The 21,858-nt window shown below is 50.6% G+C and carries 22 protein-coding genes; 8 read left to right on the top strand and 14 right to left on the bottom strand.

Annotated features, from left to right (window positions below; genetic code table 11):
- Positions 1-79 precede the first annotated feature (79 nt).
- Together CUS_RS17065 and CUS_RS17060 are read right to left on the bottom strand one after the other, a co-directional pair.
- On the bottom strand, positions 80-1,609 hold the full coding sequence (locus CUS_RS17065) for a YifB family Mg chelatase-like AAA ATPase (RefSeq protein WP_002852799.1): 1,530 nt from the start codon (positions 1,607-1,609) through the stop codon (positions 80-82).
- Positions 1,594-2,610 (bottom strand): alpha/beta fold hydrolase, encoded by a 1,017-nt coding sequence (locus CUS_RS17060; protein ID WP_002852937.1) that lies wholly within the window; start codon positions 2,608-2,610, stop codon positions 1,594-1,596. Before CUS_RS17060 ends, CUS_RS17065 begins: the two co-directional genes overlap by 16 nt.
- Before the next feature lie 311 nt (positions 2,611-2,921).
- On the opposite strand from CUS_RS17060, the gene CUS_RS17055 reads away from it, so the two are divergent.
- Positions 2,922-4,643 (top strand): phospho-sugar mutase, encoded by a 1,722-nt coding sequence (locus tag CUS_RS17055; RefSeq protein ID WP_002853059.1) that lies wholly within the window; start codon positions 2,922-2,924, stop codon positions 4,641-4,643.
- Positions 4,644-4,725: 82 nt separating this feature from the next.
- Here CUS_RS17055 and CUS_RS17050 read toward each other — a convergent pair whose 3' ends face one another.
- The 12 genes from CUS_RS17050 to CUS_RS16995 all read right to left on the bottom strand — a co-directional run bounded on the left by CUS_RS17050 (position 4,726) and on the right by CUS_RS16995 (position 14,291).
- On the bottom strand, positions 4,726-6,126 hold the full coding sequence (locus tag CUS_RS17050) for a family 43 glycosylhydrolase (protein WP_002853110.1): 1,401 nt from the start codon (positions 6,124-6,126) through the stop codon (positions 4,726-4,728).
- A 22-nt stretch (positions 6,127-6,148) separates the two neighbouring features.
- Complete coding sequence (locus CUS_RS17045; protein ID WP_002852739.1) at positions 6,149-7,657, bottom strand: carboxylesterase/lipase family protein; 1,509 nt, start codon at positions 7,655-7,657, stop codon at positions 6,149-6,151.
- 152 nt (positions 7,658-7,809) lie between these two features.
- Positions 7,810-8,397, bottom strand: coding sequence for an HAD family hydrolase (locus CUS_RS17040; protein WP_037277829.1), 588 nt, complete (start codon positions 8,395-8,397; stop codon positions 7,810-7,812).
- Positions 8,398-8,755: 358 nt separating this feature from the next.
- Entirely contained in the window at positions 8,756-10,279 is a 1,524-nt protein-coding gene (gene xylB / locus CUS_RS17035) for a xylulokinase (protein WP_002852918.1), read from the bottom strand.
- 5 nt (positions 10,280-10,284) lie between these two features.
- Entirely contained in the window at positions 10,285-10,848 is a 564-nt protein-coding gene (locus tag CUS_RS17030) for a transposase (protein WP_002853025.1), read from the bottom strand.
- Positions 10,845-11,213: a DUF4177 domain-containing protein gene (locus tag CUS_RS17025; protein ID WP_002852753.1), complete on the bottom strand. Its 369-nt coding sequence runs from the start codon at positions 11,211-11,213 to the stop codon at positions 10,845-10,847. The genes CUS_RS17030 and CUS_RS17025 overlap by 4 nt, the downstream gene beginning before the upstream one ends.
- Positions 11,214-11,215: 2 nt before the next feature.
- Positions 11,216-11,638 carry a hypothetical protein gene (locus CUS_RS17020; RefSeq protein ID WP_002853109.1) on the bottom strand — a complete coding sequence of 141 codons (423 nt, stop codon included), beginning with the start codon at positions 11,636-11,638 and terminating at the stop codon, positions 11,216-11,218.
- Entirely contained in the window at positions 11,631-11,894 is a 264-nt protein-coding gene (locus CUS_RS17015) for a PF20097 family protein (protein ID WP_002852879.1), read from the bottom strand. Before CUS_RS17015 ends, CUS_RS17020 begins: the two co-directional genes overlap by 8 nt.
- A gap of 167 nt (positions 11,895-12,061) precedes the next feature.
- On the bottom strand, positions 12,062-12,865 hold the full coding sequence (locus CUS_RS17010; protein WP_002853024.1) for a flavin reductase: 804 nt from the start codon (positions 12,863-12,865) through the stop codon (positions 12,062-12,064).
- A 110-nt stretch (positions 12,866-12,975) separates the two neighbouring features.
- Positions 12,976-13,155 carry a hypothetical protein gene (locus CUS_RS17005; RefSeq protein WP_037277828.1) on the bottom strand — a complete coding sequence of 60 codons (180 nt, stop codon included), beginning with the start codon at positions 13,153-13,155 and terminating at the stop codon, positions 12,976-12,978.
- Between the two features lie 188 nt (positions 13,156-13,343).
- Positions 13,344-13,946, bottom strand: a complete 603-nt coding sequence (locus tag CUS_RS17000) for a hypothetical protein (RefSeq protein WP_002853097.1) — start codon at positions 13,944-13,946, stop codon at positions 13,344-13,346.
- 24 nt (positions 13,947-13,970) lie between these two features.
- Positions 13,971-14,291: a hypothetical protein gene (locus CUS_RS16995; RefSeq protein ID WP_002852724.1), complete on the bottom strand. Its 321-nt coding sequence runs from the start codon at positions 14,289-14,291 to the stop codon at positions 13,971-13,973.
- 478 nt (positions 14,292-14,769) lie between these two features.
- On the opposite strand from CUS_RS16995, the gene manA reads away from it, so the two are divergent.
- The 7 genes from manA (at position 14,770) to CUS_RS16960 (ending at position 21,818) form a co-directional block, all read left to right on the top strand.
- The gene (manA, locus tag CUS_RS16990) at positions 14,770-15,732 is read left to right on the top strand and encodes a mannose-6-phosphate isomerase, class I (RefSeq protein ID WP_037277826.1); all 963 of its coding nucleotides are present in this window, start codon (positions 14,770-14,772) and stop codon (positions 15,730-15,732) included.
- 135 nt (positions 15,733-15,867) lie between these two features.
- Positions 15,868-16,821 carry an ROK family protein gene (locus CUS_RS16985; protein ID WP_002853054.1) on the top strand — a complete coding sequence of 318 codons (954 nt, stop codon included), beginning with the start codon at positions 15,868-15,870 and terminating at the stop codon, positions 16,819-16,821.
- Positions 16,822-17,040: 219 nt separating this feature from the next.
- A complete protein-coding gene (locus tag CUS_RS16980) occupies positions 17,041-17,517 on the top strand; it encodes a hypothetical protein (protein ID WP_002853114.1) in 477 nt (158 codons plus the stop codon).
- Positions 17,518-17,537: 20 nt separating this feature from the next.
- Positions 17,538-18,230 carry a hypothetical protein gene (locus CUS_RS16975; protein WP_002852940.1) on the top strand — a complete coding sequence of 231 codons (693 nt, stop codon included), beginning with the start codon at positions 17,538-17,540 and terminating at the stop codon, positions 18,228-18,230.
- Positions 18,231-18,279: 49 nt separating this feature from the next.
- Positions 18,280-19,944, top strand: a complete 1,665-nt coding sequence (ilvD, locus tag CUS_RS16970) for a dihydroxy-acid dehydratase (protein WP_002852718.1) — start codon at positions 18,280-18,282, stop codon at positions 19,942-19,944.
- Positions 19,945-19,980: 36 nt separating this feature from the next.
- A complete protein-coding gene (locus tag CUS_RS16965) occupies positions 19,981-20,544 on the top strand; it encodes a hypothetical protein (RefSeq protein ID WP_002853037.1) in 564 nt (187 codons plus the stop codon).
- Entirely contained in the window at positions 20,544-21,818 is a 1,275-nt protein-coding gene (locus tag CUS_RS16960) for a dihydroorotase (protein ID WP_002852894.1), read from the top strand. Before CUS_RS16965 ends, CUS_RS16960 begins: the two co-directional genes overlap by 1 nt.
- Positions 21,819-21,858 lie beyond the last annotated feature (40 nt).

The following is a 21,858-nucleotide window of genomic DNA, read 5'->3' as shown; positions in this document are numbered from 1 at the left end:
AAAACCTTTCATGAAACAGCCCGAAAGTTTTACAATTACCATTCATGAGATTTTGTGTAAATTTTCTGTTAAGGTGTACTTATCCGCTCCAGTATTTTCTGTCCAGACTTCTGTACTGTACCGATTGAAGGATATGGTCTTCGGCTATTATGTCGCTGTTATCCATATCTGCCACAGTGCGGGATACTTTCATCAGCTTATCGTAGGCGCGCCCCGAAAGTCCCAGCTTATCGAAGACCTCACCCAGCTTATTGCGTGCGCTTTCGGTCATCGGGCAGAATTCGTGGAGTTTATCGGGCGTTATACGCGCGTTGCAGGTTATGCCTGTGCCCTCATATCGCTTCGTCTGGATATCGCGGGCTTTCTGCACACGCGCCCTGATATCCGCTGACGGTTCTTCTTTCTGTGCGGCAGACAGGTCAGCAAACTCGACGGGCGCAGCTTCGATGTGTATATCGAACCTGTCCAGCAGAGGTCCGCTTATCTTGTTGAGATAATTTACCACCTGCTTATGCGAACAGATGCACTTGCGCGTCGGGTGGCCGTAATATCCGCAGGGACAGGGGTTCATAGCACCTATCAGCATGAAAGAACTGGGGTAAGTGATACTGCCGAACACCCTCGATATGGTGACCTGCTGGTCTTCGAGGGGCTGACGCAGTATCTCCAGCGATGCCCTTGAAAATTCCGCCATTTCATCTAAAAACAGCAGACCGTTATGTGCCAGCGATATCTCGCCCGGCTTGGGTATACTGCCGCCGCCTGCAAGACCTGCTGTGCTGACCGTGTGGTGCGGCGAGCGGAAAGGTCTTACCGTTATCAGCGGAGCATTCTTGTCGATATGACCGGCGACCGAATGTATCTTGGTCGTTTCTATCGACTCTTCAAAGGTCATGGCGGGCAGGATAGACGGCATGCGCTTTGCCAGCATACTTTTGCCCGAACCGGGTGAACCGACCATCAGCACATTATGACCGCCTGCCGCCGCGACTTCAAGGGCACGTTTAGCCAAAGTCTGTCCGCGCACATCAGCGAAATCAAGTTCACCGAAATATGACACCTGTTCGGGTCTGTAGGGCAGTGCGGGGACTATCTCTGCCCTGCCTGTCAGGTGGTAGACCAGTTCACCCAGCGAACCGACACCCAGACAGTCTATACCCTCGACCACCGATGCTTCGCGCAGGTTATCCAGCGGCACGAATATGCGCTGCATGCCCTGTTCCTTTGCAAGTATGGTCATGGGCAGAACGCCCTGTATCGGTCTTATCTCGCCGCTGAGCGCCACCTCGCCTATAAAAGCCGAACGCTGCATATACTCGTTATCGGATATGCCCATGACCCTCAGCACTGCCACCGCTATGGCAAGGTCATGCACTGCGCCTGTCTTTTTGACATCGGCGGGCGCGAGATTTACAAGCACCCTCGCTTCGGGGAAATTCATGCCGCAGCTGCGGAAAGCCGAGCGTATCCTCTCGCGGCTCTCCTTTACCGAGATATCTGCCAGACCGACGATATCGAAAGAATCCATGCCCTCCGAGCATTCTATCTCACAGGTCACGGGGAATGCGTTCAGCCCCAGCAGACCCAGACTGTTTATTCTGGCGTACATTCGCCCTCACCCTTTCCGCAGGACAGCACGCCCTCGTAAAAGGCGAGCACATCGTTATAGACCTCGTCCTTGTTAAGTTCGTTGATGATCTCATGTTTTGCGCCGTTGTAGATCTTCATCTCAACATCGCAGTCGTACAGCTTCATCTTGTTATAGACTTTGAGCACGCCCTTGCCGCAGTCGCCCACGGGGTCTTTACTGCCCGATATAAGGTAGGTGGGCAGTTCTTTCGGGTATTCCTCGAACCACTGGTCGCGGTTTGAAAAATGCTCAACGCTGACCAGATTTATAAAGCCGTTGACCGTGAACTTGAAAGTACAGTAGGGATCCCGTGCGTACTTCATGACCGCTTCGAGATCGCGGTTGAGCCAGCCGCCGCCGTCACGGCCCGATTTGGTGTTGTAGATGCCGTATCTGCCGAACATCGCCTTATCGGTCAGGGGAGGTCTGAATCTGTCGCCCTTGGCTTTTTTAAGACCTTCCAGATAGAGGAGCAGTTCGGGTTCGGTGCCCAGCAGGCCGCTGGTGCCGCTGAATATCACGCCGTCAAGTTCATCGGGGTATTGGGTGACATAAGCCCTGCCCAGCAGACTGCCCATGCTGTGTGCGAACATGAGATATGGCAGATCGGGATATTCCTTCTTCATGATGCGGGTCAGTCTGTGCATATCGGCTACGCAGTGCTGCCAGCCGTTATTTTCGGAGAAATAGCCCAATTCGTCATTCTCGGCGGGATCGATGATGCCGTCTTTTTCTTCTGCCAGCTTTGCGGCAGTCATGCCATGACCGAGATGGTCGTTACCCACCACAAGATAGCCGTGATCGTTCAGCCAGCGGGCAAAAGGTCTGTAGCGGCGCACATATTCACACATGCCGTGTGCCAGCTGGACTATCGCTTTCGGCTGAAAGTCGGGCTTGGTGTATATCTCGTAATATATCTGTTTACCCTTGTCGCTTGACGGGAAGTATCTTTTTTCGGTGATGTATTCGCTGTTTGACATAGTTATTCCTCCTTCGGGGCAGGTATGTTTATCGTTTTTCAAGTCATTTTTAACGCAAGGCATCGCCTTTGTTGTTAGTATTATACCACAAATACTTCTAATTTTCAAGTGCGTTCTGAATTAATTTTTGTGGAAATTTTAAAAATCACGCGGGTAATCGTTTATAATTGTTAAAAAACTATTATTCCCCTTGCCAAATTTTCTAAATATGGTATAATATATAGGTGTAAGTGCGCACAAACCGCACTTCGTTTTTACGGAAACATTATTCGCTCGCGCGGCGGGCAAATTTTTTGATGAGGTGAATCTATATGAGCAAAGAAAATGAACTCTATCAGCTTTGGTGCGAGAAAGCAGTCGATGATCCCGATCTTCAGGAGGAACTGAAGTCCATCGCGGGCGATGACGAGGCTATACTCGACCGTTTCTACAGAGATCTGGAATTCGGCACAGGCGGTCTGCGCGGCGTTATAGGCGCAGGTGCTTACAGGCTGAACATCTACACCATCAGACGCGCTACTCAGGGTCTGGCTGACTATGTAAACGAAACTTACAAGAACCCCAGCGTTGCAATCTCCTACGACTCGCGTATCAAGTCTGATGTATTTGCAAAGGCTACTGCGGCTGTTATGGCGGCAAACGGCATCAAGGCTTACATCTACACCGAACTTATGCCTACACCATGCCTGTCATGGGCTGTAAGGGAACTGGGCTGTCAGGCAGGCGTTATGGTAACTGCTTCACACAACCCTGCTAAGTACAACGGCTACAAGGTATACGGCGATGACGGCTGTCAGATAACACTTGATGCGGCTAATACCGTTATCGGCAAGATAAACGATGTTCCCATGTTCGGCGGCGCTAAGGTCATAGACTTTGAAGAGGGTCTTAAAAGCGGCATGATCGAGTACATAGATCAGTCTGTTATCGACAAGTACCTCGACAAGGTGGCTGAACAGGGCATACACACCGATCTGGTGGCTGACAGCGGTCTTAAGGTAGTTTACACACCTCTCAACGGCACAGGCAACAAGCCCGTCCGCGCTATACTCGACAAGATCGGCATCAAGGAAGTGACTGTGGTCCCCGAACAGGAGAAGCCTGACGGCAACTTCCCCACCTGTCCTTTCCCGAACCCTGAGATCAGAGAGGCTCTGGCTAAGGGTCTGGAACTCTGCGACAAGGTAAAGCCCGATCTGCTGCTGGCTACCGACCCTGACTGCGACCGTGTGGGCATCGCTGTTCCCGCACCCGATGGCAGCTATGTGCTGTTCTCGGGCAACGAAGTGGGCGCTATGCTGCTGAAATACATTTGTCAGGAGAGGACTGCGCTGGGCACTATGCCTAAGCACCCTGTTGCTGTAAAGACCATCGTTACCACAGACATCTGCTGCAAGATAGCTGAGGAATACGGTGTTGAGCTGAGGAACGTGCTGACAGGCTTCAAGTTCATCGGTGAGCAGATAGGTTTCCTTGAAAAGGACAATGAAGCTGACAGATACATCTTCGGTTTTGAAGAGAGCTACGGCTATCTGGCAGGTTCTTACGTGCGCGACAAGGACGCTGTTGTGGCATCTATGCTGATCTGCGAGATGGCAGCATTCTACCGCACTAAGGGCATCACTCTGTTACAGGCGAGGGAAGAACTTTACAAGCAGTACGGCAACTACATGCACAGTCAGGAATCCTTCCAGTGCGAGGGTGCCAGCGGCATGGAGAAGATGAAGGAGATCATGGCGGGTCTGAGAGCAAATGCGCCTAAGGAGATCGGCGGTCTTAAGACTGTTTCTGTTGCTGACTACGCAGCAAGCGAGCAGACCGACTGCGCAACAGGTGCAAAGACTGTTCTGACCCTGCCTAAGTCAGATGTTCTTGCGTTCAACCTTGAGCAGGGTGCGAGCGTCATCATCAGACCTTCGGGTACTGAGCCTAAGATCAAGGCTTACTACACCGCCATCGGTGAAACAAAGGCTGACGCCGAGAAGACCGAAGCTGCACTTAAGGCAGACTTCAAGAAGATACTCGGTTTCTGATCTTATTTGAAATGATAATACCGCAGTCCGTGGGGGCTGCGGTATTTTTTTGCCTTTATAGCGCGGAAATATAGTGCCGATATTATCCCAGAGTGAAAGACTTTAACTGAGGACTGCCGTCGCCCTTGAATGTCAGCCAGACAGCGTTCACGCCGTCGGGGAGAGCGACATCGGTGCTGTTGGTCACCCAGACGTTGGTGCCTTCGACTTTTATCTCGCCCAGCACTTCGCCGTCCCATGCGGTCTTGATCTGAAATACGCCGTGACCGTAGGCGCGGGTGGTCACGCTGAATTTGGTGATGCCCTTGCAGTCGAAATACTTGAAGCCGATATTCGTGCCGTTGTGGACGTTTGTGATGTAGCCTTCTTCTTCGTCACCGTCACTGCCGTCCTGCACGATGCGTGGGGCGTTGAGGTCACCGATGTAAAGTTCGGGCTTTTCGGTGAACAGACAGCAGGCGATATAAGAGGGATACTCACCCTTGCCGACCAGCGGTGCGCCGTTGAGTCCGCAGGAAGTTATCTCTGCCTGATCGAAACTTCCGTCAGCATTAAGGGTCAGCTTTTCGGCACACCCCTGACGTGAGAACCATGTGCCGTTGGTGTGGCGGTGGTAGAAGATGTACCAGTCATCATTCAGCTGAATGATACTGCCGTGATTGTTGGCACCGCGACAGGTAGGCATATCGGCGGGCTTGTAGCTGTCTATGTGCAGGTCGGTATTGCTTACCAGAACTCCGCCGTATTTAAAGCCGTCAAGGGGGCTGTCGCTGACAGCGTAGCAGAGTTCGTGCATGACCTCTGAGGAGTAGATGAAGTAATATTTATCCCCGACCTTGCGTATTGACGAAGCCTCGAAGAATGCGTGCTTTTCAAAGTCTGTACCCTCGCTGTAGCAGCTGCCCGGCACGACAACGGTCGGTTCGTGAATGACGGTCAGCATGTCCTTATCGAGAGTGACCACCTTTGCGCCTGTGCGGGACTTGTCACCGATGCCGCAGAAGCCGCTGTACATATAAGTAATGCCGCCCTCAGTCAGCACACCGGGATCGAACTGGGGTTCATCGCCCTCTCTTTCGCCGAGACGAGTGCCGTCCTTATAGTGTACGTAGCCGTAAAATTCGTACCTGCCCGCAGGTTCATCACAGACAGCCACCGACATCACGCCGACTTTGTCAAGCACGTAATAGAGGTAGTATCTGCCGTCGGGACCGACTGTTACATCGGGCGCGTAGAGGCACATGTGACCGTCCTTGTTCATGGGGTCGGCGTTTCTGGGGTAAATAACGCCCTCATAGCGCCAGTTGCCCAGATCGTTCAGCGGTGCAGACCAGCATACATAGTCGCCCATGCAGAACACATATCCGTTCCACTTGTCGTGTGAACCGTAAACATACACTCTGTCGCCAAAAACGTAGGGTTCGCCGTCGGGGATATATTCCCAGCTTGGCAGATAGGGGTTGAATGCTTGTTTTTTTGACATTGAATATCCTCCTTTTTGCCTTTTATTTCATATTATCAAGCAGAAATCTCGTGAAAGCGCTGTTCTCGGTCGCGGGCTTTGCGCCGTCGGGGGTGAATTCCATCTCGGCGCGGTCGCTGTCGGTGTAGCATCGCCATTCGGGTAGTTTATTGCCGTTGATGTCAAAGCCGTTGGGGTCGCCCGTTTTGATGAAATTCGCCCAGTAATCGCACATCTGTCGGGCGATGTCGTAGTGCCTGCCCTCGTAGGGGCGGCTGCACTTGGCGAGAGTTTCAAAGAAGAACCACAGATCGACCGAATGGAAAGTACCCGGGTGATCGTCGCCCGGTATATCGGGAACGAACCTGTAATAGTAGCAGGGGCGGCTGTCGGGGAGTTTATCCTCTGCAAGATATGCCGATTTTACGCCGAGTTCGGGGGCTGAAACGGGTGCGAAGCCGCCGCCGCAGGTCTTATGTGCTTCGGGGAAAGCGAGAAAATCGTCAGACACATCACCGAAGCAGTCTGCCGCCAGTGCTTCAAGCTGTTCTTCGTTATCGGCATGGAGAAACTCAATAAACTCGTCACCTGTATTGCCCGCCATGACGGGGACGCGGTTCCTTGTGCCGTTTTTGAAAGCCGCCATCGGGTCGCCTGTGCTGAACTTGTTATCCTGCACGATGGTGAAGAACATCTCGCCTTTATTCCTCAGTTCGGAATACTTTTGGCGGATAAAGTCGGCATCAAGTCTGCGGGCTTCTTCGAGGGTGCTGACACCCATGTATTCAAACAGGCGCTCGCCCTTTTTTCCTGCTTCTTCAAGGCTTTGGGGAATGAAAAAGCTGTTGACATCGTAGGGACTGCCGAACATGCCGCTCATAACGACTGCTTTTTTGAAATCGCCTGCATTTTCTTTGCAAGCCATCTGCGCCATGACGCTTCCGCCGCCCGCCGACTGACCTGCTATGGTGATATTATCGGGGTCGCCGCCGAAATTCGCGATGTTGCGGCGCACCCATCTGAGTCCCGCCTGCTGGTCAAGACTGCCGAAATTACACGGGGCATCGGGCTGTTCCTCAGTAAGCTGAGGGTGCGCCATAAAGCCGAACGCGCCCAGCCTGTAATTGACCGACACCACCACGATATCGCGCCTTGCAAGGCGTTCGCCGTCAAACTCCATCTCGGAGGTATAGCCCCACTGAAATCCCCCGCCGAAGAACCACACCAGCACAGGTTTGCGCTCATCGGCTGACTTGGCGTTCGTCCAGATATTCAGGTAGAGGCAGTCCTCGCTGATGGGTATATCGGGGTCAACATGCCATTCACGGCAGTAGATATCTGTACCCACGCCCGGTCTGTCCTGCATGGAGATGGGGGCGAACTCAAAACATTCACGCACGCCCTGCCAGTCAGCACAGGGCTGAGGTGCGCGCCAGCGGTTCTCACCGACAGGCGGTGCGGCAAAAGGCACGCCCTTGAAAGATGTTATTCTTGGGTCAGCGGCAGGCAGACCGCGTACCTTTCCGTTTTCGGTATTAGCTATCCTTAACATATTGTCAACTCCTCAGACGGTATATTTTATATATATTTTACCACCGAGCATGACAGATTGCAAGACATATCGGGCAGTTCTTCTGACCGATTATTGCTGTATTTCAATACAAATTTCCACCATATTACAAGTTGATATGTACCGTGATATTTTCACACACCTATCTCTTCAAACAACTGCTGAGGTGTCTGCCCTGTGTAGAGTATGCCGCGTATTCCGAAGTCATTCGCGCCTTTGATATTCTTCGGGCTGTCATCGATGAACACGCAGTTATCCTTTGATATGCCGTATCTTTCGCAAAGGCGGGAATAGATCTCGGCATCGAGCTTGACGACTTTCTCGTTACAGGAGAAGATGCCGCCGTCCATATACCGCGTGAATCTGAGCGCATCGGGTGCGGCGTGTATAAGGAACTCAAAGTAGTTTGACAGGAAGAAAACGCGGTGACCGCGCCTTTTCAGTTCTTCTATCATGGGTATGGTGGTATCTTTCGGGTGAGGTATCTTACCTATCTGCGAGAAAACATGGCGTATCTCCCATTCGTGGTCGGGGGCTTCTGCGATGAACTTTTGCAGGACTTCTTCAACCGACCACACTCCCCTGTCAAGTTCTATCCAGTTCGGGTTTCCCCACATCGCTTTTGTTACGATGTCGGCGCAGTCCTCACTGACTATCCCGCGCACAAAATCTTCAAAATCAAAATCTATCAGCACTTTGCCGATGTCGAAAACAATATCCATAATTACCTCCGAAAACTGCATTTGCAGGCACTTTGCCGCCTGCCCGATATAATATAACACATAGCAAAGATGATGTCAAGGGCGAGGGGCGGAAAGATAACATCAACTCAGTTTTTCCTCATTGATAAAGGTATTTTGCGGTGGTGTGCTAAAGGGATAGTCATATTTCAAATTTATTTCTTCCAATTTTGATGTGTATTGCTGATGATACAAAATGGCTGTTCTTTCGTATTTTTCCCCCGCCTTCGGCGGTGGAACAATACACAACCAAATTGGGATATTTATTTTTGCACCGAAAGCCGGACTACCATATCGTGATATAATAAAAATGCCCCCGACATAGCGGGGGCAGATATTATCATAGCTGTGCCAGTTTTGCGAACTGTGCTTTGAGTGCGGGGTATATCTCGCGGTAAAGCTGATAGAATTTCTCGTATTCGGGGACTGCTTCGGCGTTGGGCTGCTGTATCTTGTCGGTCGCAACGACAGCCTTGCAAGCCTCGGGGACACTTGAGTAAATGCCTGCGCCGACCATCGAAAGCAGAGCCACGCCCAGTGCGGGACCTTCCTTTGAAGATGCGGTCTTTACGGGGCAATTGTAGAGGTCTGCCAGCATAGAGCGCCACAGCGGTGAACTTCCGCCGCCGCCGCAAGCCATCATGTCGGAAACGTTTATATCCATCTCGCGGAACACCTCAACGCAGTCACGCAGAGAGTAGCTTACACCCTCCATAACAGCGCGGAGCATTTCTTTTTTGGTGTGCATAGCGGAAAGACCGAAGAACACACCTCTTGCATTCGGGTCAAGGTGAGGTGTGCGCTCGCCCATCAGGTAAGGCAGGTAGAGCAGTCTGTTTGCGCCAACAGGGACAGTTTCAGCCTGTTTGTCCATCAAATAATACTCGTCAACGCCCATATACTTTGCAGTTTCCTTTTCGGGATTGCAGAAGTTATCTCTGAACCATTTCAGTGACAGACCTGCGCCCTGAGTAACGCCCATAACATGCCAGCTGTTGGGTACTGCCGCACAGCAGGTGTGTACTCTGCCCTTAGGGTCGATGGCGATGCCCGATGTGTGGGCAAAAACAACGCCCGAAGTGCCTATGGTGGTGAACGCCTTGCCGTCTTCGCAAACGCCTGTACCGATGGCAGCAGCAGCATTATCGCCTGCGCCGCCCACAACGATAGTGCCCTCGTTGAGTCCCAGTTCGTCAGCCATAGCTTTTGTGAGAGTGCCTGTTATCTCGCAGGATTCGTGTACCTTGCCCAGCCAGTTCTTGTCTATCTCGAAAGCGCTCAGCAGTTCGTCAGACCACTTTCTGTTGGGAACATCGAGCAGCTGCATGCCCGAAGCATCGGAAACTTCGGTGGCATACTCATGCGTCAGCACGAAGCGCAGGTAGTCCTTAGGCAGAAGAATATGTGCGACCTTTGAATATATCTCAGGCTCGTTGTTCTTCACCCAGAGTATCTTTGCCGCAGTCCAGCCTGTCAGGGCGGGGTTGGCGGTTATCTCGATGAGTTTCTTCTCGCCCACATGTTCGTTCATCCATGCGACTTCGTTTGCGGTTCTCTGGTCGCACCAGATGATGGACTTTCTCAGCACGTTGTTATCCTTATCCAGCATTACCAGACCGTGCATCTGTCCAGAAATGCCGATGCCCTTGACATCATTCTTGTTCACGCCGCTCTGCGCCATTACAGCCTTGATGGTGTTGACCATCGCGCCTGCCCAGTCAGCGGGGTCCTGTTCAGCGTAGCCGTTTTTCGGCTGATACATTGGGTACTCGATGGTCTTTGAAGCCACCACTGTTCCCTTTTCATCGAACAGCACCGTCTTGGTACCGCTGGTACCGCAGTCAACGCCTATTACATATGCCATAGTTATTACTCCTTTATATATAGATATTTATTTTTGCCGAAACGTTCGGTATTTGCTGCCCATCTGTCAGGATTTCGGGAAATATACTCACTCACCTGTTGAAGCTGTTCTTCGTTCCATATCACGGTGTCATAAAAAGACCGCTGAAATATTACGCGTCCCTTTTTGTTTGAGCGTTCGTTACAGATTCGTGTTACAAACGATTTATATGTGCGAACGACATCTATCAGGGTAGGGTGGGGGCTTGCCCCCACCTTATTGTCAATGCCTATCAATATATGGATATGATCGGGCATTATCACATATCTGACGATCGTTATGCCTTTAAAACGTTCCGCCAAAGCCATCAATTGTTCCTCAGCAATTGCACCAAGAGGTGACAAAACAACACTTGCGTGGTCAGCAGAGGTGGGGGCAAGCCCCCACCCTACACCATCAGAACGTTTTTCTAACTTGATTTTTGATAATATCGGCAATCTTTTTATTGTACATATCGTCACATGATAATAACCCGATTTACCGTAATCAAATTTTTTTAGACGCGGATATTTCCTGTTATAATAATTCATTCCACGCGGCGTTCAAAGATCAGCACGATCTCGTTTATCGTGGCGTTCGTGCCTGTGGTGTAGCCTGCGACTGTTGCGCTGTGGCTTTCTACGCCCACCTCATCGGTAAAGCAGAATTTCAGCCGCCAGCCTTTTTCGCCGTACATCGCCAGCACATCTGCCAGTGCGGACTCGTCTGCGCCGCCGTTGTCACGGTCACGGACGGTTTCCACCGCGTACTCCATTTTGTGGTTTTTATGTTCGTTTTTCAGCGACATCAGCGTTATGTAGGTACGCAGGTCTTCATCACTCAACGTGGTCGGGTCGATGCCTGTCTGCTTGTCAGCCAGCACCGCCATTATCTCTTTTTTCAGTTCAGCGTTCATCTTCACACCCCCATAAGTTTCTCGCGCACATCGTATATGCGCCCGCAGTCGGCACACAGGTCAAACAGCGCAAAGCTGTAGGGAAAACCCTGTGCGGCAAACTTTTTCAGAAGATTTCCCGCACTGCCCATGCCTGCCATATCCTTTATCAGCCTGCCGCCGCATTCGGGGCATCTGCCGAAAGCTATGCCCTCGCCCGCCAGCGTGTCTGCCAGCGTTTTCGGGTCGCCGCCGCCCTCTCTTGCGATGAGCACAGGTCGGTCTTTCTGAGAACAGCCCGCACATTCGCGGCAGCTGAGGTCGTACCGCGCATAATGCTCGACCGTATCATTTTCGGGGTAGTATTTGTATATGAGCGCCCCCTCCTCACCGCTGAGGAGAGCCTTAACAAAGACTTCGCCGCCGCATTCCGTACATTTACTCACTTTCAGCCGCCTCCTTTATATTGGGAAGTTCAGCCGTCATCAAGCCGCACTTTTTGCAGACATAAAAATCTTCATTCGGGGTGAAGATGCCGTCACCCGACCTTATGGCGAACATGCCCGCCTCTTCTTTCGCCTTTTTCGTCACAGGCGCGAAGGCGTGTTTTTTTCGGTATTCCTTTGAAAACCAATAAATGCCGTCACGCCCGCCCATCAGAACACCTGCGGTCATACCGTCACCGCATTTTGGACAATCCATTTCACTCTTCCTTTCTATTTTACCCATCGGCGCGGCAAAAGTCAAGCGCCGATTTGCTTTTAGCTGACCGATTATTGCGCCGCACCATAGCGATCCGCCTTAAAATTCAGACAAAATCCGGTCACAAAATCCATAAATCCGAGCTTTTGCGACCGGATTTTGTGAATTTAAATAGTTGGATCGCTATAGCTGAGTTTTTCAAACTCATCAGTGCCCACCCCGCAGACGGGACATACAAAATCTTCGGGGAGGTCGCCCTCGTATTCATAGCCGCAAACCTTGCACACCCACTTTGCATCGCCCGAATTTTCAGCTTTTTCTTCGGCTGAGGGCTTTTGCGCTATGACATTTCCGTTCTCGTCTATGGGCGAGAAATCAGCCGCGCCGTGTTTGCACAGCGGACAGACGAAATCTGCGGGCAGTGCGCCCTCGTAGATATAGCCGCATATATTGCATACCCATCTTTCACCGACAGTCTTGCTCTCAGCCTTAGCCGCAGGCTTCGGTTTGACATTTGCGTGGTAGTACGCATAAGTCATCGGGGCGTTGTCGGACATGACCGCACCGTCCATAACATCAGCTATGAACATGGTGTGTGTTCCGAGGTCGATAGTCTGCACCACTTCACAGCAGATGTAAGCGCACGCGCCTTTTTCGGCTATCGGCAGACCGTTATCGGCAAAAGTCAGGGGATAGTCATAAAACTTGTTCTCCCACCTGCCGCTGACGAAACCGAAGTGTGTAAACACTGAGAAGTCCGCAGTTTCATCAAGCATCGAAACATTGAATCTTCCGCTTGACCTTATCATATACTCGGTGAAATTGCCCTTGTTGACCGTCACCGAAACGCGGTTCGGTGAACTTGTCACCTGTGACAGCGTGTTGATGATACAGCCGTTGTACTGGTTTCCGCACCTCGCCGTCAGCACATATAATCCGTAGCTTATCTTGTTCATGACCGTCATATCCATATTTTATGCCTCCTGCTCGTAATTTTTTTCGCGCACCTGCCGACTGTTCCGCCGCAAGATACGCCTATACAAAAAGGGGGAAGAGCCTTTTCGGGCTTTCCCCCTTGATCTCAGTTATCTGCCTTCTCAAGAATGAAGTATTCCTCGTCAGCATCGCATTTGAAATCCTTTATCGCCCAGCCGCTTTCGACCAGCAGGTTGAGTTTTTCAATGCGCTGAAACCTGTCATACACAGGCGCAGGAACACCGTCACCTGAAGCTGACCGCCTGATGAAAAAAGTCTTTTCCATAGTTATACGCTTCTTTCCGAGAATGTTCTCCAAAAATGAGTTGCCGATGGCTTGGTAATCTGTTAAAACCTTACAAATGTATTATACTACAATTTCGTCACAATTGCAAGTAGCCCGCCGCAACTTTAACTTTTCTGTAACAATTTGGTACATAATTCTGAACTTTTCCCGAAAGCATTTACTTGGGTCTACTGTACATCGATGCTGAACTTGAAGCAGTCATCCGAACCAAATTCGGGGAAGGAATATTTTGTCTGCTCATCGCCGTCAACGATGATAACATTGCCCTGCGCCGAAAGCCAAAGCGTATTCCCTCCGCTTTCGTTCCAGACATTGACTTCGTCCGCATCAGCGATATGCAGAGGGCAGCCCATTTCTTTTTCAGAACGCTGTTCCCGCGTTTCGCCCGCATCGAACCCATCATGCGCAAGGTCGGGGTTGATGTATATCGGGAAACACTTTTCGCTGTTGTTGAAACTGAGCGACATAGTGCAGTGCTCGTTATCTATCTCAAGTCTTTCGTCGGTACAGTTGGTCAGCGAATAGCGGTACTTCACATCTTCACCGTCCCAGCGGTAATCGAGCCGCTCTTTCAGCCTGCCGTCACCCGAAACATATGTCACATATCCGTCGCCGCTGTCTTCAACATAGAACCTGTTATCTATGCGGTCTTCGGCTTTTGTTTCTGCCGATGCCGAACTGCTTTCATATTTTGAAACGTTATTGTCACCCTCAGCGGCACAGCCCGCGAGAAAAACTGCCAGAGCCGCCATAAATACTGCTTTTTTCATGGTGTTCACCTCCTGCATTATCAGCTATTTCTTTTTCTTGTCCGCCAGCAGACTTATCACCGCGATGACCACCAGCACGCCCCCGCCCAGACATGCGAATATCTGCCACTTGCTTTTTGTCTGCTCTTTCAGCGTTGACTTATGTTCGCTCTTTTTGTCTTTTTCAGACTCTTCTGCCGCAAGCATTACAAGTTCGCCCTGAATGACGGGCTTGTCAGCTGTCAGCACACAGACGCTTTCCTGCGCCGCAGGACAGACTTCTGCCCCGACGGGTGCCGCCGTCATACAGGCAGATGCCTGCATCGCCAGAAAAGTGCATATCATTTTTTTATATGTCAGCTTCATATTATTCCCCCGAGTTTGTGTAAAATATATTACTAAAATTCTTCCGCCCGAAAGACTGCACAAAAATTTCACATTTAGTCATTCTAATTATACACTTTTTCACAAATGATAGCAACCATCAATATACACAAAATTCACAGCAGACAGTACAGCACTTTAACAAAAAATGGCGCGGGAAGTGTTTCCGGCGCTGATGTTTCTGCCATTTCAAACAGTATAGATACTGTACACAACATCGCGGCTGACTTTTTGTGCAGAACGTTCATTAAATTTCAGCCGCAGAAAATAGCGAAAAAATATTGACTAAATACCGAAATTATGCTATTATTATAAAGAGTGCGATTATAGCAATCCAACTTTTTAAATTCACAAAATCCAGTCGCAAAAGCTGGGATTTATGGGTTTTGTGACTGGATTTTGTCTGGATTTTAAGGCGGATTGCTATAGTTTCGCAAGGAATGGAAAAGGGGTAAATAGAATGGCTATTTTTAAACTTAAGCCCGCTTTCAAGGATTACCTTTGGGGCGGCACACGACTGAGAGATGAATACGGCAAGGACTGCGACTATGACAAGGTCGCGGAAAGCTGGGAGCTTTCCTGCCACAAGGACGGCGCAAGCGTTGTGGCTGATGGCGAGTTCGCGGGGCTGACCCTTGAACAGTATATCGAAAAGGCAGGCAGAAAAGTACTGGGCAAAAACTGTGAGAGGTTTGAGAATTTCCCGATACTGATAAAGCTGATAGATGCAAAGGACAACCTTTCGGTGCAGGTACACCCCGACAACGACTACGCGATGCGGGTCGAGGGCGAGTACGGCAAGACCGAGATGTGGTATGTGGTGGACTGTGACGAGGGTGCTGAACTGCTCTACGGTTTCAAGCACGAGATAAGCAAGGAAGAGTTCGCGCAGAGGATCGCTGACAACACTCTGCTGGAGGTCACAAACAATGTGCCTGTACACAAGGGCGATGTGTTCTTTATAAAGTCGGGAACACTGCACGCAATCGGCAAGGGCATACTTATCGCTGAGATACAGCAGAATTCCAACACCACCTACCGCATTTACGACTACGGCAGAGTCGGCAAGGACGGCAAGCCTAGAGAACTGCACGTTGACAAGGCGAAAGATGTCACAAAGCTGGCACCTGCCGAGCAGTATCCCGATACACCTGTTGTCAGCGAGGACGGCGCTGAAAAGAAGCTGATGGCGAAGTGCGAATACTTCACCACCTACCGCGTTGATGTGGCTGAAAAGGCTGAATTCACGGCAGATGAAAGTTCGTTCGTGAGCCTGCTGGTGCTGGAGGGTGAGCCTGTGGTAAAGGCTGACGGCGAAGTTACGGCTAAAAAGGGCGACAGCATATTCATTTCGGCAGGAACAGGCAGATTTACCGTTGAGGGCAAGTGCCGTTTCGTGCTGACAAGGATAGACGAAGTCTGATATATAAAAAGCATGGGGCGCTATAGTCAGGGTCACATGTCATTTACTGTATAATTTCCTGCGCCTGCTGATGCGGCAGGGCTGTACATCGGGCGCGGGTAAAATCTATTTATAAGGTATAAGGAGAAAAGGAAAATGAAGTATTACATTGGTATCGATCTCGGCGGCACTAACATCAAGGCGGGTGTTGTCAGCGAGGATTTTGAGATAGTAGCAAAGGCTACCTGCAAGACCGACCTGCCACGTCCAGGCGAGGAGATATGCGCTGATATGGCAAAAGTAGCGCTGGAAGCTGTCAAGGAGGCAGGACTGACACTTGATGACATCGAAGCTGTGGGCATCGGCACACCCGGTACTGCAAACTCTGAAACAGGAGTTATCGAGTATTCAAACAATCTGGGATTTCTGAACTTCCCTGTTGTTGAACTGATGAAGACACACATCGACAAGCCATGCTATGTTGAGAACGATGCTAACGCTGCGGCTTACGGTGAGTTCGTTGCAGGTGCGGCTAAGGGTGCCAACGATGCTGTGTGCATCACACTGGGTACAGGTGTCGGCGGCGGCATAATCATCAACAAGAAGATATATTCGGGCTTCAACTTTGCGGGTGCTGAGATAGGTCACACAGTTATAAATGTTGACGGTCCTCAGTGTACCTGCGGCAGAAGAGGCTGCTTTGAGGTCTATTCTTCCGCAACGGGTCTTATCAGAATGACTAAGGAAGCTATGGAGAAAGACCCCGCCAGCGCACTGCACGCTGAGGCTGACGAACATGGCAAGGTTTCCGCAAGGACTGCTTTCAACGCCATGAGAAAGGGCGATGCCACTGCTAAGCAGGTCGTTGATGACTACATAAAGTATCTGGCTTGCGGTATCGCGAACACCATAAACATCTTCCAGCCCGATATACTGTGCATCGGCGGCGGTGTATGCAACGAGGGCGACCCTCTGCTGCTGCCGCTCAAAGAGCAGGTAGCTAAGGAAGTCTACACAAGAAATTCCGAGAAGAACACCGAGATAGTCATAGCAAAGCTGGGCAACGATGCCGGCATAATCGGTGCGGCATTCCTGGGTCTCAACAAATAAGCATAATATAAAGGCATGATAAGGAACGGTCACAGAGATGTTTTCTTTACCCTGCCTGCGGCGGGAAAAAGATGACTGCAAACTGAAGGCTTTTCGGTACGATGTATCGGCGTGATGACCGTAATAAAGATAAAGCTGACTTTAACGCACGCATGCTGACGGGTGCGCGGGGGAAGGTCACCAAAAACAAAAGGATATACAGAAAGCGAGGCTGAAAAAATGAGCTTGAAAGACAAGATAAAAGCTACCGCAGAAAACGCCAGAGAATACGTTGAGAGCGGCAAGCTGAAAGAGGGCATCGACAAAACGGTCGCACCTGTGAGGGAATATGTGCAGAGCGGCAGACTGAAAGACGATGCTGACAGGACTGTGAGGTCTGCGAGAGAATTCGTTGGCAGCGGAAAGCTGACTGAGGGCGCGGGCAAGGCAGTGCAGAAGACCAAGGACTTTGTCGCAAACGGAAATATACAGGAAAAGGCGAGCGAGGCTGTGAGAAATGCAAAAGAATATGTCGGCAGCGGCAGGCTCAAAGAAGATGCCTCGCGCACTGTCGACACGGTGAAGAGCGTTCTCAGCGGCGAAGATATCATCGCAAAGCGCAAAGCCGAACAGAAGGGCAAACCCACCGAAGAGATAGTCGAGGTCGAACCCGAAGACGCCGTTCACGAAGATGATGACAACGGCGGGCAAGTCTGACAGAATGGGATGATATTGAATTGAAGCTGAAGCTGAATTTGCTGCACAAGGTAGGTGCAGCTGCACTCGCCGCAGGCATAGCTGTGCTGGCGGCAGGACTGGTGATGATGTATAAAAGCACACATCCGCACGATATATCAAAGCTGAAAGCGGAGGATATCAAGAGCGGCATGTATGTCAAAGGCACTATATCGGACGTTGTACGCGGCTTCATGCCGAACCCCGACGCTACAGACAACACCACCATAAACGAACCGCTGGATATCTGCACCACTGTATCGGAGGAAACTTCCGATGAGGCATACGCATCTTACGTGCTGATACCGCTGGGTACCGAAAAGGAAGAATTTGTCTGCCTGCTGCTGGATCAGTTCCTATATCCTGATTTTTACTATCAGGTGATGACAGGCAATTCACCCACCAACAGCGGCGAGAGCGTGAACGCAGAGTTCGAGGGCATAGTCACAAAATGCAGCAAGACAGAGAAAAAGCTCATGGAAAAATGTCTTGACAACTGGCAGAAGGATTATTCATACCTCTGTTATCAGTACTATGTGACAGGTGAGATAAACAGCGACACCATACCGCCTTACGTGATAAAATGCAAGGATATGACCAAAAGGAAATACTACTGGCTGTACAGCCTGCCGCTTTTCTTCATGGGCGGTGTGCTGCTGTGGCAGGCGGGCAGTCCTATAAAAAAGATAAAGTAAAAAAGATTTCACCATTGGTGATAAAATATTTATAAAGAAGGTAATCATTATGTCAAACAACTATTTTTGCGAGGGTGTTGATAAAGCCCCTCAGAGGTCATTGTTCAATGCACTGGGCATGACTAAGGAAGAGATGGAAAGACCACTGGTAGGTATCGTTTCATCTTATAACGAGATAGTACCCGGACACATGAACATCGACAAGATCGTTGATGCTGTAAAGATGGGCGTTGCGATGGCAGGCGGCACACCTGTGGTATTCCCCGCTATCGCTGTATGCGACGGTATCGCTATGGGTCATCAGGGCATGAAGTATTCGCTGGTGACAAGGGATCTGATAGCTGACTCTACCGAGTGCATGGCGCTGGCGCACCACTTCGATGCGCTGGTAATGGTGCCCAACTGCGACAAGAACGTACCCGGTCTGCTGATGGCTGCGGCAAGAGTAAATGTACCTACCGTTTTCGTTTCGGGCGGTCCGATGCTGGCAGGTCACGTAAAGGGAAAGAAGACTTCCCTTTCAAGCATGTTCGAGGCTGTAGGCTCTTACAACGCAGGCACTTTCACACTGGACGATGTACAGGAATTTGAGGACAAGGCATGTCCGTCATGCGGCTCCTGTTCGGGCATGTACACTGCAAACTCCATGAACTGCCTGACCGAAGTGCTGGGCATGGGTCTGAGGGGCAACGGCACCATACCTGCTGTTTACTCTGCAAGACTTAAGCTGGCTAAGCAGGCGGGTATGCAGGTAATGGAACTGCTGAAAAAGAATATCCGTCCACGCGATATCATGACCGAAAAGGCTTTCAAAAACGCTATCGCGGCTGATATGGCACTGGGCTGCTCGACTAACTCGATGCTCCACCTGCCCGCTATCGCTCACGAGTGCGGCATCGACCTGAACCTCGAACTGGTAAATGAGATCTCCGAGAAGACACCGAACCTCTGCCATCTGGCACCTGCGGGTCACACCTACATGGAAGATCTCAACGAGGCAGGCGGCGTTTATGCAGTGCTGAACGAACTTGCTAAGAAGGATCTGATCTACACCGACTGCATGACCTGCACAGGCAAGACTGTTGCTGAGAATATCGCAGGCATCGTAAATAAGGATACTTCAATAATCAGACCTATCGATGACCCGTTCATGCCTAACGGCGGTATCGCTGTACTTAAGGGCAATCTGGCACCTGATACCTGCGTTGTAAAGAGATCGGCAGTTGCTCCCGAAATGCTCAAGCACGAAGGTCCTGCAAGGGTGTTCGACAGCGAGGAAGAGGCTATCACTGCTATTCGCGGCGGCAAGATAGTTCCCGGTGATGTCGTTGTCATCAGGTATGAAGGTCCTAAGGGCGGTCCCGGCATGAGAGAGATGCTCAACCCGACTTCTGCTATACAGGGCATGGGTCTTGGCTCGACAGTTGCACTGATAACCGACGGACGTTTCAGCGGCGCCACAAGAGGTGCGGCTATCGGTCACGTATCCCCCGAAGCTGCGCTGGGCGGCAATATCGCACTGGTAGAAGAGGGCGACATCATCGCCATCGACATCAATGCTCACAGCATCGAACTTAAGGTTTCAGACGAAGTCCTTGCTGAGAGAAGAAGCAAGTGGACTCCCAGAGAGCCTAAGATCAAGACAGGCTATCTTGCACGCTACGCTTCACTGGTAACTTCTGCCAACAGAGGTGCGGTGCTGGAAATAAAGTAAAAACATATCTTATAAAATGAAACGGAGGAATTTGACATGAAGAAGTTTATCTCAGGTTTTCTGGGCGTATTGTTCGTCATCTTCGTGGTGTGCGGAATATTCGTATGCACATATGTGTTCAGCAAGCCCAGTCAGGAAAAAGGCAGTGATTCAAGAAAGCTGATACTAGGCTACTGGACAGATGAAGATGAGGACATGAAGTTCTACTTTGACCAGAGCGGTCAGTTCAAGATGGTACAGCTGAGTGATGAAGACCATGTCTATGCAGAGGGCTATTTCAAGGTAAATGAGGACGCAGGCAAGATCAAACTGCTTATCATGCCCAACAAGGAGAGAGATGAGTCCTACGACATGGGCGAAAAACTCAAGCTGTTCGCAGAGATAACCTACAGGGATCTGGAGGTAGATGAGCCTTACAGTGACAAGGGCTGGACTTTCCTGTCCAGCACTGAACGTGAGGAGATCATGAACGCAGAGGGTTCCTGCAAGTTCATCATGTCAAATGATGACGAAGATGTTTACTACTGTAAATGGACCAGAACCGTTAAGGAATTCAACGGTGACGAAAAGGCAGAACAGAGAATGAACAACAGGAGATAATGGAGATACTTATAAAAAATGTCCGCGCCTGCGACCCTCAGTGCGGGCTGGACAGCATTACGGATATAGCAGTCGATGGCGGTGTGATAACCGCCATCAGCGCAGATATTGAACCTGAGGAAAAAACAAGAGTCATCGACGGCAAGGGCAGGCTTTGTGCAGTGCCCGGTCTGTTCGATATGCACGTACATTTCCGTGACCCGGGACTGACCTACAAAGAGGACATCATCACGGGCGCGAATGCGGCTAAGGCAGGCGGTTTCACAGGGGTTGCCTGCATGCCCAATACCAAACCGCCCATCGACTCGCCCGAACTGGTGGAGTATGTCTTTGACAAGGCGAAAAAGACAGGCATAGATGTTATACCCTACGCAACTGTCACAAAGGGCATGAAGGGCGAAGAACTGTGCGACTATGAAGCGCTGAAAAAGGCAGGCATCACCGCTATTTCAGATGACGGCAGACCTGTCGAGAATGCAGAGCTGATGCGTCGGGCGCTGGAACTTTCAAACGTCAACGGGCTTATCATCACATCGCACTGTGAAGACCTTAAGATAATCAACGGCGGTATAATCAACAAGGGCGAAGTTTCCGAGAAGCTGGGCGTAAAAGGTATGGACAGAGCCAGCGAGGACAGCATAACCGCCCGCGAGATAACCCTCGCGATGAGCTGTGATGCACGCATACACATCTGCCACGTTTCCACATGGGGTTCGGTGAATATCATAAGGGCGGCAAAGCGTGACGGCGTGAAAGTCACCTGCGAAACCGCGCCGCACTACTTCACCTACACTGACGAAAAACTTCTCAGCCGCGATGCAGACTACCGCATGTCGCCCCCGCTGAGGACTGAGCGAGACAGGCAGGCTGTCGAAGAAGCACTGCTTGACGGCACTATCGACTGCATAATCACCGACCACGCACCGCATTCGGCTGAGGAAAAGGCTGATTTTGAGAAAGCGCCCAACGGCGTTGTGGGGCTTGAAACTTCGCTGGCAGTGACGCTGACACAGCTGTACCACACAGGCAAACTGAGCCTTGACAAGCTGGTAGAGGTAATGAGTGTCAATCCCAGAAAGATACTGGGTCTTGAACCGATAAAGATAGCTGTCGGTGAAAGATGCGACCTCTGTATATTCGACCCCGACTATGAGTGGGAAGTAATACCCGAAGAACTGAACTCAAAGAGCAAGAACACAGTGTTCAAGGGAGAACATCTGAGGGGACGGAATATGTACACCATTTGTCGCGGCAAGGTAGTATACAGCCTGTGACGGACTGTTCGTAAAAAACAAATATAAAAGAAAACTCTCC

It is taken from the genome of Hominimerdicola alba 8 (assembly GCF_000178155.2).
Taxonomy (GTDB): domain Bacteria; phylum Bacillota; class Clostridia; order Oscillospirales; family Ruminococcaceae; genus Hominimerdicola; species Hominimerdicola alba_C.
The sequence above is the reverse complement of the archived record's forward strand: the minus strand, read 5'-3'. Positions and strand labels throughout refer to the sequence as shown.